Raw genomic sequence first — 15387 nt, forward strand, 5'->3', positions numbered from 1 at the left:
CCATGATGGACCCGTATCTGAACCAGATCAAAGCCCATGCCGACCCTGAGCGTGCAGAACAGATGGCGGCGTACCACAAGGTGGATCGTCCCCATCTGGGCGTCGCAAACCCGGTTCTGAATGACTTAACCAAAGCGTGGCGGCAAGAGTTGGACGTGCCAGCGCGCGTGGAACTCGCGGATGCGCTTTGGAAAACCAACATCCACGAGGCGCGCCTCGCTGCAGCAAAACTGCTAACCCAAGCACGCATCCGCCCTGATGCAGAGGTGTGGGATCTGCTGCAAAGCTGGCTACCGGATTTCGACGCTTGGGCGGTCGCAGATCACGCCTGCATGGCCATGCAAAAACGACTGACCACCGACCCATCCCGCCTGGATCAGGTCGAGATTTGGACAACGTCAGATCATATGTGGACCCGCCGGGCGGCGCTGGTGGCCACCCTGCCCTGGACCAAACAAAATCATCCAAAACCTGATGAGTTACTGCATCGAGATCGGGTGCTCGGCTGGGCTGCGGGTTATGTGCAGGATCGTGATTGGTTCATTCAGAAAGCAATTGCCTGGTGGTTGCGCGAATTGTCCAAACACGACCCGGAGCGTGTGATCACATTTCTAAAAAACCAGGGTGACGCCATGAAGCCCTTTGCCCGCCGCGAAGCAGGCAAGTACCTGAAAGGTCAATCGACGTAGACCTGAACCTCGACCAACTCGTCAAATGGCACCAATAGCGCCCGCATCGCATCCACCGACAATCGGCTTCCGCCACCGTCCGGTCCCGGCGCGGGAACCAGAGTGATGTAAGCCTGCGCACCGGTTTTCGGAACAACGACCCGCGCAGTGACCTCGGCATCGACAAGCGGTGTCTGCATCCAGCGGCCAAGGGTGGTCGGATCGCCTAGACCAGCAATGGTTGTCTTGGCCCCGACCCAACCGGCAGACGCAGAAACGGGCGCGGCTTCAGGCACTTCTGATTCAGCCTCGACAACGGCGGGCGTAGCTTCGTCGGTTGCTTCGCTTTTGCCGAACACGCGGTCTGTAGTGGACCGAATTGCGTCACAGCCGCCAAGCAGAACACATGATATCAAAAGCACATATCTCATGTCTGAAACCTACAACCCTGTGCGCATCTGTACCAGCCCAAAGCGCAGTTCACTCTTGTCGCGGAAGGGTTCCAGCTTTACCTATGTCGAATGACAGCTCCGCTTATTGACCCGTTCGCACGCGCCATCACCTATCTCCGCGTTTCCGTCACGGACCGCTGCGACTTTCGCTGCGTCTATTGCATGTCCGAAAACATGACCTTTCTGCCGAAGAAAGACCTGCTGACGTTGGAAGAACTGGACCGCATGTGTTCAACCTTTGTCAAAATGGGCGTCGAGAAGCTGCGCATTACCGGTGGCGAGCCATTAGTGCGCCGCAATATCATGACGTTTTTCAATGCCATGACCCGCCATCTGGACAGCGGCGCATTGAAAGAACTAACGCTGACCACCAACGGGTCGCAATTGCATCGCTTTGCCGATGAGCTTTATGCAGCAGGCGTGCGACGGGTGAATGTCTCACTGGATACGCTTGATGACGACAAGTTTGGCCGCGTGACGCGCTGGGGTCGCCTGAAACAGGTCTTGAATGGCATCGACGCAGCGCAGAAAGCCGGATTGCGCGTCAAGATCAACGCTGTGGCGCTCAAAGGCTTCAACGAACCCGAGCTGCCAAAGATCACCGAATGGTGCGCCGAACGCGATATGGATCTGACCTGGATCGAGGTTATGCCCATGGGCGATATCGGCAACGAAGATCGTCTTGATCAGTACTGGTCCCTCAAAGACGTGCGGGCTGAGTACGAAAACCACTATACGGTCAGCGATCTGGCCGAACGCTCCGGTGGCCCTGCGCGGTATGTGCGCCTTGAAGTGACCGGTCAGAAAATCGGCTTTATCACTCCCCTGTCCCACAATTTCTGTGAAAGCTGCAACCGCGTGCGCCTGACCTGCACCGGTGAGCTTTACATGTGCCTGGGGCAGGAAGACATGGCTGACCTGCGTGCGCCATTGCGGGATCACCTCGATACGGAAGAACCGCTTGAAGACGCAATTCGCGCGGCAATCAACCTCAAGCCCAAGGGGCATGATTTCGACTATTCGCGTCAAACGATCGACGGTCAGATGAGCCGCCACATGAGCCATACAGGCGGCTGAGATGCCTGAACACCCGACGCTGCTGTATCGGCTGTACTGCGGCCTGACCTCGCTTGTTGCGCCACTTGCATGGCGCACCGTACAAAAGAAGCTCCAAACCGCAGAAGTGCCAATCAACCGTCAGCGCGAACGCTTGGGCCATGCGTCCCTTCCCCGCCCCGATGGTCACCTGATCTGGTTTCACGCCGCCAGTGTCGGCGAAAGCCTGTCGGTGCTGAGCCTGATCAAACATCTGGGGGACAGGCTGCCTGACACGCATTTCCTGATCACCTCGGGCACGCCGACGTCCGCAGCCTTGATCGAAAAGCGCCTGCCCCCACGTACGCGGCATCAATACCCACCGTTGGACACCGGCGGACCCGTGAAACGCTTTCTGGACCATTGGCGCCCAAACGCCGGTATCTTTGTTGAAAGCGAGATTTGGCCACGCCTGATCGTAGAAAGCGCCCGGCGTGGCGTGGCATTGGCATTGCTCAATGCGCGCCTGTCCGAAAAATCCGTGAAAGGCTGGGCGCAACGTCCTAAAACTGCGCGTTTCATTCTGGACAGCTTCCGCCTGTTTCTAACTCAGAACGACAAGACCGCCGGAAACCTGATCGGCTTGGGGGCGAACCCCGGGCACGTCCAACCCGGCACCAACCTCAAGGCCATGTCCGATCCTTTGCCTGTGGATCAGGACGTGGTCGACGGCATTCGCTCAGAAATCTCAGGACGGCCGCTTTGGATTGCCAGCTCTACCCATGATGGGGAAGAAGAAACGGTTCTGGCCGCGCACACGCGGCTTTTGGAACGCTGGCCTGATCTCCTGCTGTTGCTAATCCCACGTCATCCAGACCGCCGCGAAGATATCGCTGCAATTTTGAAACAGACCGGACTGACGGCGTCTTTCCGCACCGCCACAGACCCCATCACTGAAACGACCCAGGTCTATGTCGCCGACACGCTGGGCGAAACCGGCACCTGGTACGCACTTTGCCCAATTGTATTTCTCGGCGGATCACTGAAGGAAATCGGCGGCCACAATCCCTTTGAACCTGCGCAGGCCGGTGCGGCCGTCATCACCGGTCCAGGCTATTTCAACTTCGCGGAAACATTCGCGCCCTTGGTCAAAAGTGGCGGCGCAATCGAGGTTCATTCTGCCTTGGAACTCAGCTCGACTGTTGACGGCTGGCTGAGCGACGAAACAGCGCTCAGTAATGCTCAGTCAGCTGCGGGTGCCTGCGTTAAAGTACAAGAAAACGCCATGGATGTGGTCATTGATACGCTGTGCGAGCGTCTGGACCTCACCTGACGCAAACAAGCCCCACTTTATCTGGCTAAAAGTATCCGGACGAGCGCGAGGGGCTGGCCCGTCGCTTCCCTAAGCCGTCACTACGCCGCTGGCATCCGCTGTTCGACAATTTCTGCCCACCAGCTGCACCCAGCCGGAATGGCCTCGTCGTTAAAGTTATACTCAGGATGGTGCACCATCGCCGTCTCACCATTGCCAACCAGAATATAGGCGCCAGGGCGCTCTTCGAGCATGAAGGCAAAGTCCTCGCCACCCATCACCAACGGCGCCTCTTCGCAATTGCCCGAGATTGAACGCGCCACATCCGCGGCGAAATCGGTTTGTTCGTCGCTGTTCACCATGACCGGGTAGCCCCGGATATAAGTAACATCCGCAGTGCCGCCAAACGTGGCTGCGATGCCGTTACAGATCTCGTTGATGCGCTTTTCGGCCATGTCGCGCATGTCCTTGCTCATGGTACGCACGGTGCCTTTGATCTGCACGGTCTGCGGGATCACATTGAACGCTTTTGATGAGGTTTCGAACGACGTGACCGAGACCACAACCTGATCAATCGGATCAGCGTTGCGCGACGCAATCGTTTGCAGCGCCAGAACCGCTTTGGCCGCTATGATTGTGGTGTCCACGGTGTCGTGTGGCTTGGCTGCGTGGCCTCCACGCCCTTCGAACGTGATGTCGAACTGATCCGTCGCCGCAAAGAATGCGCCGGGGCGGATCGAGAAACTGCCGACCGGTTTGCCCGGCCAATTGTGCATTCCATAGACTTCCTGGATGTTCCAGCGGTTCATCATGCCGTCTTCGCACATCTCGCGACCACCGCCGCCGCCTTCTTCGGCGGGCTGGAAGATCACAACAACAGTACCATCGAAATTGCGGGTTTCGGACAGGTACTTCGCTGCCCCCAACAACATCGCGGTATGCCCGTCATGGCCACATGCGTGCATGGCACCGGGTGTTTTTGAGGCATAGTCCAGGCCCGTGGCCTCATGGATCGGCAGTGCATCCATGTCGGCGCGCAACCCGATGACTTTCCCAGCGGAATCAGCCTTGCCTTTGATCACACCTACCACACCGGTACGACCAATCCCTGTGACCACCTCATCACAGCCAAATTCCTTAAGTTTTTCGGCCACCAAAGCACTGGTGCGGTGAGTATCGAACAGGATCTCGGGGTTTTCGTGCATGTCACGTCGCCAAGTTGTGATTTCATCCTGCAACTCGGCAAAACGGTTTTTAACGGGCATGTCTTCTCTCTCCTAATTCACTTCAAGCTGCCGGCATCCGGCGCTCGACCATTTCGGCAAACCACGAGCATCCGATCGGGATGATCTCATCGTTGAAATTATATTCCGGGTGATGCAGCCCCGCACTGTCGCCGTTGCCCAAAATAATGAAAGCACCCGGGCGCTCTTCGAGCATGAAGGAAAAATCCTCGCCGCCCATCACCATCGGCGCTTCGTCGCAGCTACCGCCGACCGAGATCGCGACCTCTTCGGCATAACCCGTCTGTTCCTCGGCATTGATCGTCACTGGAACGCCTTGCTTATAGGTGACAGTTGCAGTCCCACCCATGGTTGCAGCAACACCATCTGAAATCTCTTGCAGGCGCTTTTCGATCAGGTCGCGCATCTCATTGGAGTGGGTTCGCACCGTTCCGTTCACGCTGGCCGATTGAGGGATCACGTTGAACGCTTTCGAGGATGTCTCGACAGATGTCACCGACAAAACGCCCTGCTGGATCGGGTCCGCATTGCGCGACACCACGGTTTGCAACGCAACAATCAACTGAGACAACATCACGGTTGTATCCACGGTGTCATGGGGTTTCGCCGCATGGCCGCCCCGCCCTTCCAGATGAATTTCAAACTCATCCGCCGCCGCCAGCAAGGGCCCCGAGCGGATGGCGAACTGACCCGTGGGAACACCCGGAACGTTGTGCATGGCATATACTTCCTGAATGCCGAAGCGATCCATCATGCCGTCCTTGCACATGGCCTCGGCCCCGTTCCCGCCTTCTTCGGCAGGTTGGAAGATCACCACTGCGGTTCCGTCGAAATTCCGAGTCTCGGCCAGATACTTGGCCGTCCCCAGAACCATCGCGGTATGGCCGTCATGGCCGCAAGCATGCATGGCGTTTGGAGTTTGCGAGGCGTAATCTAACCCGGTCTGTTCCTGCATCGGCAGCGCATCCATGTCGCCACGCAGACCGATTACACGGCCTTGCGTGTCCGCCTTGCCCCGGATCACACCGACCACACCGGTACGACCAATTCCGGTTACGACTTCATCACAGCCGAATTCTTTCAGCTTTTCGGCAACCAAAGCACTGGTGCGGTGCGTGTCGTAAAGGATCTCCGGATGCTGATGAATGTCACGCCGCCAGCCGGTGATTTCTTCGTGCATTTCTGCGAGGCGGTTCTTGATCGGCATGTCATTCTCCCTGTATTTTATGCGACGGGCAATCGTCGTTCCACAATCTCGGCATACCAACTGCAGCCGGCGGGAATCGCGTTGTCGTCAAAATTGTATCCCGGGTGGTGACACATGGCTGTGTCCCCATTGCCTACAAAGATGTAGGCTCCGGGCCGTTCTTCAAGCATGTAGGCAAAATCTTCGGACGGCATTATGGGATCAGTGTTATCGGTCACCTTGCCTGCTACTGCAGCGGCGGCCTCAGCCGCATACGCCGTTTCCGCCTCTGAATTCACTGTCACCGGGTAGCCGGGCGTCCACGTCATCGTTGCCGCAGCCCCAAAGGCCGAGGCCGTGTCTTCTGCGATCCTGCGCACCCTCTCCTCCGCGATGGTGCGGTATTCTGGATCAAGCGTTCTTACCGTACCCAAAAGGCGCACCGTATGCGCAATGACATTCGAGGCCGAGCTGTCGGTTTCAAACGTGCCCACCGTCAAGACAACGCGCTTAATCGGATCAACGGTGCGCGCCACAACGGATTGAAGAGCCACCACGATATGAGAAGCCACCAGTGTTGTATCGACCGCATCATGCGGCGCGGCAGCGTGCCCCCCCTTGCCGGTAACAACAATCTCAAACTCATCAGAAGAGGCCAACAGCGCCCCGGGTCGGATCGCAAATTCTCCGACCGGCATTCCCGGCATGTTGTGCATACCGTAGACTTCCTGAATGCCCCAGCGATCCATCATCCCGTCCTGGCACATGGCCAGACCGCCCGCACCGCCTTCTTCAGCGGGCTGAAAGATCAATACGGCTGCCCCATCGAAATTCCGGGTCTCAGCCAGATATTGCGCCGCGCCCAACAGCATGGATGTATGTCCATCGTGGCCGCAAGCATGCATCTTGCCCGATACAGTCGAGGCATAGTCCAATCCGGTCGCTTCTTCGATCGGCAGCGCATCCATGTCCGCACGCAAACCGATCACGCGGCCTTGCGTATCCTGACGCCCACGGATCACGGCCACGACACCGGTTTTTCCAATGCCCGGAGTGATCTCGTCGACGCCAAACTCTTTCAAGCGATCAACAACAAACGCGGCGGTTTCGTGGACGTCATACATCAGCTCAGGATGAGCATGCAGATGGCGACGCCACTTGGTGATCTCGTCATGCATTTCGGCAAGTCTGTTTTTGACCGGCAATTTAAGTTCCCCACGTAGCTATCTGATAAACATATGAAGCAGGCTATGCGGCCAACCTGGGCACAAGACGTTTCATGAAGGTCTGACCAGAGTCAAACTGAGCAATTGAAATGAACTCGTTCGGCTGATGCGCCTGCGCGATATCACCCGGTCCACAGATCACGGCGGAATACCCTGCCTCCTGAAACTGTCCGGCTTCCGTGCCATAGCTGACGACATGGCTGGCATTGTCGCCGGTCAGGGTGCGCACCAAAGCCTCGGCCTCACCTTCTTTTTCCGGCACCAAGGCAGGTACAGCAAAATTCTCGGAAACCTCGATGCGGGCTTCCGGATGGACCTTTTGCATCTGTGTCTCGGCCTTGCGGACCTGCCGCAGATAGGCATCTCGCCATGTGCTGGCTTCTTCACCCGGCACGACCCGGAAATCCATCATGAAACGGCAATCTTTGGCGGTGATATTATGGGCCGTTCCGCCCTGAATCGTCCCCACGTGGCAGGTGGTCCACGGCGGATCAAAGACCGCCGCAATATCACTTGGCCTAGCCACCCGGTTTTCGACGTTTCGCTTGTTGGCCCAGTCGATCAAAGGGGCAGCTTCCATAATGGCGTTGACGCCTGTGTGCATGATCGAGCTGTGAACTTCGAAGCCGACCATATGGGTGTCATAGCCAAAGCCACCCTTATGACCGGTCACCGCCTGCATCATCGACGGTTCCCCAACGATCACGGCAGACCCTTTCGGAAAGACGTCCTGCATCGCCTCGATCATGGGCGGCGCGCCGGTGCAGCCGACCTCTTCATCAAAGCTGAGCGCCAGTTGCAATGGGCGTTTGACATCCGCGTAGTGCGCCTCGACCAAGGCCCAAATGGCCAGGGCATCAAAACCTTTCATGTCACATGTGCCGCGCCCAAAATACTTGCCGTCCTTCTCTGTCACCAAAAACGGATCGGTATCCCATGGCTGCCCGTCCACCGGCACCACATCCGTGTGACCAGACAGAACAACTGCGCCCTCTTTCCAAGGTCCGACATGCGCATACAGCGCCGCCTTATGCGGTTGTTCCGGGTCCGGCCAGCGATGCGATGTGATCCCGTGGTCCCGCAAATACCCTTCAACCCAATCCACCAAAGGCAGGTTGCTGTCGCGGCTCACCGTCGGGAATGAGATCAGCTTGGTCATGATCTCAAGCGGCGTCAGACGCTGTGCCATCGGATCTAGTACCCGCTGTCAGTGGTGAGAATGAAGTGCCCCGGTTCAACCTCGCGGTATTCCGACGGCTCTGGCTCGTACCCGATCGGGTGGATCGGAGACGGGATTGGTTTGAAGTTCAGATCCTTCTCCGATTTCCGCTTATTCGGATCAGCGATCGGCACCGCTTTCATCAGCGCCTGAGTATAGGCGTGCTGCGGGTTCTCGAACACACGGGCACGCGGTCCCAGTTCTACGATGCGGCCCAGATACATGACACCGACATGATGGCTGACCCGTTCCACAACGGCCATATCGTGGCTGATGAACAGATAGGACAAGCCCAACTCGGATTGTAGCTCCATCATCAGGTTCAGAACCTGCGCCTGCACCGAGACGTCCAGAGCCGAAACAGCCTCATCCGCGATGATCAGTTTTGGGTTCAACGCCAAAGCGCGGGCAATCGCGATTCGCTGTCGCTGACCGCCTGACATTTCATGCGGGAAGCGGCGCATGAAACTGCGCGGCAGTTGCACTTTGTCAAACAATTGCGCCACGCGGTCCTGTAGCTCTGACCCCGAGGCCACGCCATAGTTGCGCATCGGTTCCGCCACCTGGTCCAGCAATTGCATCTGCGGGTTCAATGAGGCGAAGGGATCCTGAAAGATCATCTGCATGTCCAGCCGCGCCTTGCGCAGCCCGTTCTGATCCAGCTTAATGATGTCCAAGCCATCCAGATCGACTTCGCCAGACAAAGGTTCGACCAGACGCAGGATGGACCGGCCAGCCGTGGATTTGCCGCACCCGGATTCGCCCACAAGGCTTAGCGTCTGCCCTTTGTTCAGTTTGAACGACACATCCTCGACCGCATGAACATTCGAGATGGTCCGGCGCAGCAATCCACCTTTGACCGAAAAACGCGTCGTCAGGTTCTTGACCGTTAGCAGAACCTCTTCGGTGCCTGGGATCGGCGCGATGTTCTGCCCCTCCACGCCCAACAGCTTCATCGGCTCGGGTGCTGCTTTACCCTGCATCTCACCTAGCTTTGGCACGGCCGCCAGCAAGGCCTTGGTGTAATCGTGCTGTGGGCTCTCAAAAATCTCTTTGACGGAACCTTCTTCGACCTTGTTGCCGCGATACATAACCACGACTCGGTCGGCCATTTGCGCGACCACCGCCATGTCATGCGTGATGAACATAACGGCGGTGCCCGTTTCCCGCTTGAGCCTGTCCATCAGCGCCAAGATTTCTGCCTGAATGGTCACGTCCAGCGCTGTGGTCGGCTCATCCGCAATCAGCAGGCGCGGCTCGCACGCCATCGCCATTGCAATCACAACCCGCTGTCGCATCCCGCCGGACAGTTCATGTGGGTATTGCTTCATGCGTCGTTCCGGCTCGGGGATGCGCACCTGGCGCAAAAGCTCCAATGCGCGCGCTTCGGCCTCGGGCTTGGACATATCTTTGTGGATGCGCAGACCTTCGGTCAGCTGCCGACCTACTGTGAAAACCGGGTTCAGGGCTGTCATGGGCTCTTGAAAGATCATCCCAATCTCATTGCCGCGAATCTGTTTCATCAGATCCTGATCGGCCCTGGACAGGTCCATCTCTTCGCCATCGCGCCGGTCGAACATCAGTTCGCCGCCTGCGATTTCGCCGCCTCCAAACTCGACCAGCCGCATCAGAGACAGCGACGAGACCGATTTGCCCGACCCGGATTCACCAACAATACAAACGGTTTCGCCAGGATTTATCTCAAACGAGACATCCTCGACCCCAACCACCGGGCCATCCTTTGTCTGAAACTCGACACGAAGTTTTTTTATCTGTGCAATCGGTTGGTCCAGCACGCACATGCTCCCCTTGGCAGCTTTCTTTTCGAATGCCTGACGCTAAGGCGGCAATACCGGGAAAGTCAAATCGGTTGCACCTTTTCGCAACAGCAACTCTTGCAATTTTCCAAAGTTCTGTTTCGATACCAGGCGTAACCGTATTGGGGAGAATACGGCATCATCAGAATGCGGCCTGAATTTGCGATTCAAAATCAGGATCTTACTCCCCTTTCGGCAACGCCAAATCCGCAGGCATTGCGGAAGAAATCGAGACACGCAAGTGTCCAACATGGAGTGTATGATGAAAATCAAAGCCCTTTTGCTTGGTGCGATCGCCGGCACGGCTATGGCCCCAATGGCCTTTGCCGAGCGCGGATCGGACGGCAATGTCAGCATTATTTATTGGCAAGCCCCATCGATCCTGAACCCGTTTCTGTCGGGTGGCACCAAAGACGTGGAATCGGCTTCGCTGGTGATCGAGCCTCTGGCGCGTTACGACCAAGACGGCAACATGGTGCCCTTCCTTGCGTCCGAGATTCCGACCGTTGAGAACGGTGGTGTCAGCGAAGATCTGACTTCGATCACCTGGAAAATCGCGCCGGGAATCACTTGGTCGGACGGTACGCCGTTCACCTCGTCGGACGTGAAATTCACTGCTGACTACTGCATGCACCCCGAAGGCGGCTGTGCGCAGGTGACCAAGTTCGAAGGCGTAACTTCGGTTGAGGCAGTGGACGATCTGACCGTTAAGGTCACGTTCGACGCACCAACCCCGTTCCCATACGGACCCTTCGTTGGTGGTGAAAGCCCAATCATTCAGGCGGCACAATTCGCAAACTGCATGGGCGCGAAAGCCCCCGAGTGCACGACCGAAAACTTCAACCCGATCGGAACTGGCCCCTTTGTCGTCACCGAGTTCAAGCCGAACGACGTGATCACGATGAAGGCCAACGAGAACTACCGTGATCCGGCAAAACCGGCCTTCGCGACGCTGACTTTCAAAGGTGGCGGCGATGCAACCGCAGCTGGCCGCGCCGTTATGGAAACTGGCGAGTTCGACTATGCCTGGAACCTGCAGCTGGCACCTGAAGTGATCCAGCAGATGCAGGAAGGCGGCAAAGGTACTCCGGTCGCAGGCTTCGGCCCGCTGGTCGAGCGTATCATGATGAACCAGACCAACCCGTCGCCCGACCTGCCGGAAGGTGAGCGTTCGACGGCCAAGCACCCGCACCCGTTCCTGACGGACCCGGCTGTTTACAAAGCAATGTCGCTAGCGATCGACCGTCCGCTGCTGGTGGAAATCGGCTACGGTCAAGCGGGTCAGGTCACCTGTAACTGGGTTCCGGCACCGGCTGCGGTGAATTCGGACACATTCAGCTGTGACAAGCAAGACATCGAAGGCGCGAAGAAGCTGCTGGATGATGCTGGCATCGTCGATACCGACGGCGACGGCGTGCGTGAAAAAGATGGTGTTCCGCTGAAGATCGTCTACCAGACGTCGACTAACGCAGTCCGTCAGGACTTCCAGGCGTTGGTCAAGGAATGGTGGAGCCAGATCGGCATCGAGTCCGAACTGCGTAACCTCAACGCATCTGTCTTCTTCGGTGGTGATCCGGGCTCGCCCGACACGTTCCAGAAGTTCTATGCTGACGTTGAAATGTACGCCAACACCTTCAACGGCACCGACCCGCAATCCTATCTGGGTAACGGCCTGTGCGACAAAGCGCCAAAGCCGGAAAGCCAGTGGCAAGGTGAAAACATCAGCCGTTTCTGCAACGCAGATTACGATAAACTGCATGCCCAGTTGGCTGAAACTGCAGGTGCGGAAGAGCGTGCGAAAATCGCACGGCAGCTGAACGATATCATGGTCGAAAACGGTGGTATGATCCCGCTGGTACACCGTGGTCGTCTGTCAGCACACGCAAACACACTGGGTGGCGTGATCCTGAACGTTTGGGACAGCGAGCTGTGGAACGCAGCCGACTGGTACCGTAAGACCGGTTCCTAAACGCCAAGTTGCAATTCCGCGCCCCGATCGATTTCGGGGCGCGGTCCTTTGCACACCACTCCAACAAGAAGACGCATATAAAGGCGCCTCTTAATGCTCAATTTTACAATCAGACGACTGATACTGGCCGTTCCGACGCTTCTGTTCATCAGCCTCGTCATCTTCCTGCTCCTCGAACTCGCACCCGGCGATCCGATGGCGCAGGTTCCACTTACCGTTCCACCCGAAGTCAAAGAGAAGATGCGCGAGGCGCTTGGCCTCGGCCAGCCGATGCATATCCGGTTCTGGAAATGGATCGTGCAGTTCTTCTGGATTGAACCGCAAGTGTTGGTCGACGCTATGTTCGGTACAACCTTCTCCGAAGGTGACCTGCGTGTGATTTCGTGGCAGACCCGCTCACCCGTTATGGACATCGTGGTTCAGCGTATCCCACAGACATTGTGGGTTGTTGGCACGGCGTATGTGGTGGCCATCCTGATCGCCCTGCCCATCGGCATCTATTCCGCCTACCGCCAGTATTCCTGGTTCGACCAGATGGGGACATTTGTGTCGATGATTGGCTTCTCGGTCCCGCCGTTTTTTTCGGGGGTTTTGGTGATTGTGATCTTCTCGGTCCAACTGGGCTGGTTCCCGTCAATCTATGACACCACCCTTGTTGTGAACAGCTGGGACAGTTTTGTACTACAGCTGAAACAGATGATCATGCCGGTCATGGTCTTGGCGCTACAGATCACCGCGCAGCTCAGCCGGTTCATGCGCGCGTCGATGCTGGACAACCTCAATCAAGATTATGTTCGCACCGCCCGCGCCAAAGGTCTGAGCGAATACACCGTGGTCATGGTGCACGTCCTGCGCAACTCGATGATCCCTGTGGTCACCGTGATCGCGCTGGGAATTCCTGCCATCTTTGGCGGGGCCATCATCACCGAGCAGGTGTTCAAGGTGAACGGTATTGGCCAGTTGTTAATTGGTGCCATTCAGGCCAACGACCTGCCGATGGTTCAAACCCTGACCTTCATCTTTGCCGTGCTGATCGTGCTGTTCAACCTGATAGCCGACGTGCTCTACGGCATTCTGGACCCGAGGATTCGCTATGACTGATCACAATCATTCAGACACGCTGATCCCCGATGAAGGACTTGCCCCGGCATCAACGGCCCTGCCAACGGCCGACGTGCTAGAGGAACTGGCAACCCCACCCCGCAGCCAATGGCGCGATGTGTGGGATCAGTTCAAAACCCACAAGGGCGCGATGTTGGGGGCGGTTCTATTCATCTTCATCGTCGCTGCTGTCTACCTTGGACCATATCTCTGGACGATCGACCCGACACAGATCGACATCCGGTCTCGAAATCAAGGGCCTAGCTTTGCGCATCCCTTTGGCACCGATCAGTTGGGGCGCGATATCATGGCCCGCATGATGTCTGGTGGCCAAACATCGGTTTCCGTGGGCATCACCGCAATGCTACTGGCCCTGTTCCTGGGCTCCTTCATCGGCGTTGTCGCCGGGTTCTTCAGGCGGCTGGATGGTCCGCTGATGCGCCTTACGGATCTGTTCCTGGCTTTGCCCCTGCTGCCTTTGCTGCTGGTGATGATGCTGTTGTTCCGCGAGCCCTTGTCTGCTGCATTCGGGTTGGAGCGTGGGATATTCATCCTGATTGTCTGCGCCATCGGCATCACCTCATGGATGCCAACGGCGCGGATCGTGCGGGGTGATGTGCTGGCCATCAAGGAGCGAGAGTTCGTGTTGGCCGCTCGGTCCATCGGCACCAGCAACAGCCAGATCATTACGCGGCACATTCTGCCCAACGTGCTGTCGCCGATCATGGTATCGGCAACGCTGGGGATTGCCACGGCGATCATTACGGAAAGCGCCCTGTCTTTCCTTGGGCTAGGCTTCCCGCCTGATTTCCCGACCTGGGGACGGCTGCTGTTCGATGGTGTCGACTATCTGCAGCAATACCCGGAACGTGTATTCTGGCCCGGCCTCGCAATCTCGCTGACGGTGCTGAGCGTCAACTATCTGGGCGATGGCCTACGCGACGCGCTCGATCCGCGCATTCGCGGACGGTGAACTAAAACTCAGTCGGCGCGCCTTAGCGCGCCGGCGCACACTGTGATCAGAACGGCCAGCGGTAGCAGAACTGCAAAGGCCATCCGCAGCGTCAAAAGCTCGGCCAAAAATCCGATCAAGGGTGGCCCAATCAACAACCCGCCATATCCAAGTGTCGCGACACTGGCGATCGCCTGACCGGGCGGAACATTGGGGTCGTTTGCTGCCCGACTGAATGCCAATGGCATGATCACGGCATAACCAACACCCATCAGAGTAAATCCGACCAAAGCAAGAGACACACTGCCCGAAGAGACAACGAAGAACACACCCAAGGCCGAACAGAGACCACCAAAACGCGCCGACGCAACCGGTCCAAACCGCGCGATGGCCACGCCTGCGGCAAGCCTGCAAACCACCATCGCAACCGAGAACACCGCATAGCCCAAGGTCGCAACACTTTCAGCGGATCCTGTCACATCGCGCATGAATAAGGCGCTCCAATCTGCGACAGCGCCTTCACCCAGCGCGGCGCACAGCGCTGTGAACCCGACAAGGATCAACGCACCAGAGGGCAACGCAAAAACCGATCCTTGCGACAAGGTCGAGCGACGCGATGTCCAGCGCACCCGTGACATCGCCAAAGCCAGCATGACGACGACACAACCAGCCACCAGAAAGTGCTGAAATACCGTCAACTGCAACTGCACCGCAACAAACCCACTGACCGCGCCCAAGCCAGCGCCCAAGCTCCACATCGCATGGAAGGACGACATCAACGGCTTGTCATAGGTCTGCTCGACCTCTGCCCCCCAAGCGTTCATGGACACATCCATCGACCCGTGAAACGCTCCGAAAACGAACAGAAAAGCCGCTAGGGCTGCAAAGCTATCCGCTAGGGCCAACAAGACCAAAGACAACGTGTAAAGCACGGCAATGATCCGGGTGATGGCAACTGCACCAAACCGGTCAGTCAATCGCCCAGTCACCGGGAAAGAACAGACCGCCCCCGCCGCCATAAACAGCAGACCATAGCCGAGGTCTTCGTGACTCAATTGCAGGTGATCGCGAACGGCAGGAATACGAGACGCCCAAATACCGAACAGCGCACCGTTCAGAATGAACATGGCAGCCACCGCCCGCCATGCAGATGCAACACTGATCACAGGAAACCTCAGCTTTTTCACCGACAAGTCCGACCACTTC

The 15387-nt window shown here is 57.4% G+C and carries 13 protein-coding genes; 6 read left to right on the forward strand and 7 right to left on the reverse strand.

Going from position 1 to position 15387, the window contains the following annotated elements; translation table 11 throughout:
• The first annotated feature begins 2 nt into the window (after positions 1-2).
• Positions 3-689, forward strand: a complete 687-nt coding sequence (locus tag D9K61_RS25035) for a DNA alkylation repair protein (RefSeq protein WP_254055868.1) — start codon at positions 3-5, stop codon at positions 687-689.
• Here D9K61_RS25035 and D9K61_RS25040 read toward each other — a convergent pair.
• On the reverse strand, positions 677-1099 hold the full coding sequence (locus D9K61_RS25040; RefSeq protein ID WP_120635928.1) for a hypothetical protein: 423 nt from the start codon (positions 1097-1099) through the stop codon (positions 677-679). The genes D9K61_RS25035 and D9K61_RS25040 overlap by 13 nt on opposite strands.
• A gap of 90 nt (positions 1100-1189) precedes the next feature.
• Between D9K61_RS25040 and moaA the strand changes: the two genes are divergently transcribed.
• Together moaA and D9K61_RS25050 are read left to right on the forward strand one after the other, a co-directional pair.
• A complete protein-coding gene (gene moaA / locus D9K61_RS25045; RefSeq protein ID WP_120635929.1) occupies positions 1190-2197 on the forward strand; it encodes a GTP 3',8-cyclase MoaA in 1008 nt (335 codons plus the stop codon).
• A 1-nt stretch (position 2198) separates the two neighbouring features.
• The gene (locus tag D9K61_RS25050) at positions 2199-3488 is read left to right on the forward strand and encodes a 3-deoxy-D-manno-octulosonic acid transferase (protein WP_120635930.1); all 1290 of its coding nucleotides are present in this window, start codon (positions 2199-2201) and stop codon (positions 3486-3488) included.
• Positions 3489-3568: 80 nt separating this feature from the next.
• Here the strand turns inward: D9K61_RS25050 and D9K61_RS25055 are convergent, their stop codons facing one another.
• Genes D9K61_RS25055 through D9K61_RS25075 form a run of 5 tightly spaced genes read right to left on the reverse strand, consistent with a single transcriptional unit; the run spans position 3569 to position 10138 of the window.
• Complete coding sequence (locus tag D9K61_RS25055; RefSeq protein WP_120635931.1) at positions 3569-4732, reverse strand: M20 aminoacylase family protein; 1164 nt, start codon at positions 4730-4732, stop codon at positions 3569-3571.
• A 22-nt stretch (positions 4733-4754) separates the two neighbouring features.
• Positions 4755-5918, reverse strand: coding sequence for a M20 aminoacylase family protein (locus tag D9K61_RS25060; protein ID WP_120635932.1), 1164 nt, complete (start codon positions 5916-5918; stop codon positions 4755-4757).
• Positions 5919-5935: 17 nt separating this feature from the next.
• Positions 5936-7102: a M20 aminoacylase family protein gene (locus D9K61_RS25065; protein WP_120635933.1), complete on the reverse strand. Its 1167-nt coding sequence runs from the start codon at positions 7100-7102 to the stop codon at positions 5936-5938.
• Between the two features lie 43 nt (positions 7103-7145).
• Positions 7146-8312, reverse strand: a complete 1167-nt coding sequence (gene argE / locus D9K61_RS25070) for an acetylornithine deacetylase (protein ID WP_120635934.1) — start codon at positions 8310-8312, stop codon at positions 7146-7148.
• A gap of 5 nt (positions 8313-8317) precedes the next feature.
• Positions 8318-10138 carry an ABC transporter ATP-binding protein gene (locus tag D9K61_RS25075; RefSeq protein WP_120636188.1) on the reverse strand — a complete coding sequence of 607 codons (1821 nt, stop codon included), beginning with the start codon at positions 10136-10138 and terminating at the stop codon, positions 8318-8320.
• 283 nt (positions 10139-10421) lie between these two features.
• Between D9K61_RS25075 and D9K61_RS25085 the strand changes: the two genes are divergently transcribed.
• From D9K61_RS25085 to D9K61_RS25095, 3 genes are all read left to right on the forward strand, one after another.
• Positions 10422-12128 (forward strand): peptide ABC transporter substrate-binding protein, encoded by a 1707-nt coding sequence (locus D9K61_RS25085; RefSeq protein WP_120636189.1) that lies wholly within the window; start codon positions 10422-10424, stop codon positions 12126-12128.
• A 93-nt stretch (positions 12129-12221) separates the two neighbouring features.
• Positions 12222-13229: an ABC transporter permease gene (locus D9K61_RS25090; RefSeq protein WP_120635936.1), complete on the forward strand. Its 1008-nt coding sequence runs from the start codon at positions 12222-12224 to the stop codon at positions 13227-13229.
• Entirely contained in the window at positions 13222-14202 is a 981-nt protein-coding gene (locus tag D9K61_RS25095; protein ID WP_120635937.1) for an ABC transporter permease, read from the forward strand. Before D9K61_RS25090 ends, D9K61_RS25095 begins: the two co-directional genes overlap by 8 nt.
• Positions 14203-14210: 8 nt before the next feature.
• Here D9K61_RS25095 and D9K61_RS25100 read toward each other — a convergent pair whose 3' ends face one another.
• Positions 14211-15368: an MFS transporter gene (locus D9K61_RS25100; RefSeq protein WP_254055869.1), complete on the reverse strand. Its 1158-nt coding sequence runs from the start codon at positions 15366-15368 to the stop codon at positions 14211-14213.
• Positions 15369-15387: the final 19 nt, after the last annotated feature.

This window comes from Ruegeria sp. EL01 (assembly GCF_900313035.1).
In the GTDB taxonomy this organism is placed as follows: Bacteria; Pseudomonadota; Alphaproteobacteria; order Rhodobacterales; family Rhodobacteraceae; genus Ruegeria.

Coding starts and splice junctions, on each gene's coding strand:
- D9K61_RS25060 (WP_120635932.1), bottom strand. CDS start 5,918: ATGCCGATCAAGAACCGCCTCGCAGAAATGCACGAAGAAATCACCGGC.
- D9K61_RS25035 (WP_254055868.1), top strand. CDS start 3: ATGATGGACCCGTATCTGAACCAGATCAAAGCCCATGCCGACCCTGAG.
- moaA (WP_120635929.1), top strand. CDS start 1,190: ATGACAGCTCCGCTTATTGACCCGTTCGCACGCGCCATCACCTATCTC.
- D9K61_RS25040 (WP_120635928.1), bottom strand. CDS start 1,099: ATGAGATATGTGCTTTTGATATCATGTGTTCTGCTTGGCGGCTGTGAC.
- D9K61_RS25095 (WP_120635937.1), top strand. CDS start 13,222: ATGACTGATCACAATCATTCAGACACGCTGATCCCCGATGAAGGACTT.
- argE (WP_120635934.1), bottom strand. CDS start 8,312: ATGGCACAGCGTCTGACGCCGCTTGAGATCATGACCAAGCTGATCTCA.
- D9K61_RS25090 (WP_120635936.1), top strand. CDS start 12,222: ATGCTCAATTTTACAATCAGACGACTGATACTGGCCGTTCCGACGCTT.
- D9K61_RS25085 (WP_120636189.1), top strand. CDS start 10,422: ATGAAAATCAAAGCCCTTTTGCTTGGTGCGATCGCCGGCACGGCTATG.
- D9K61_RS25050 (WP_120635930.1), top strand. CDS start 2,199: ATGCCTGAACACCCGACGCTGCTGTATCGGCTGTACTGCGGCCTGACC.
- D9K61_RS25055 (WP_120635931.1), bottom strand. CDS start 4,732: ATGCCCGTTAAAAACCGTTTTGCCGAGTTGCAGGATGAAATCACAACT.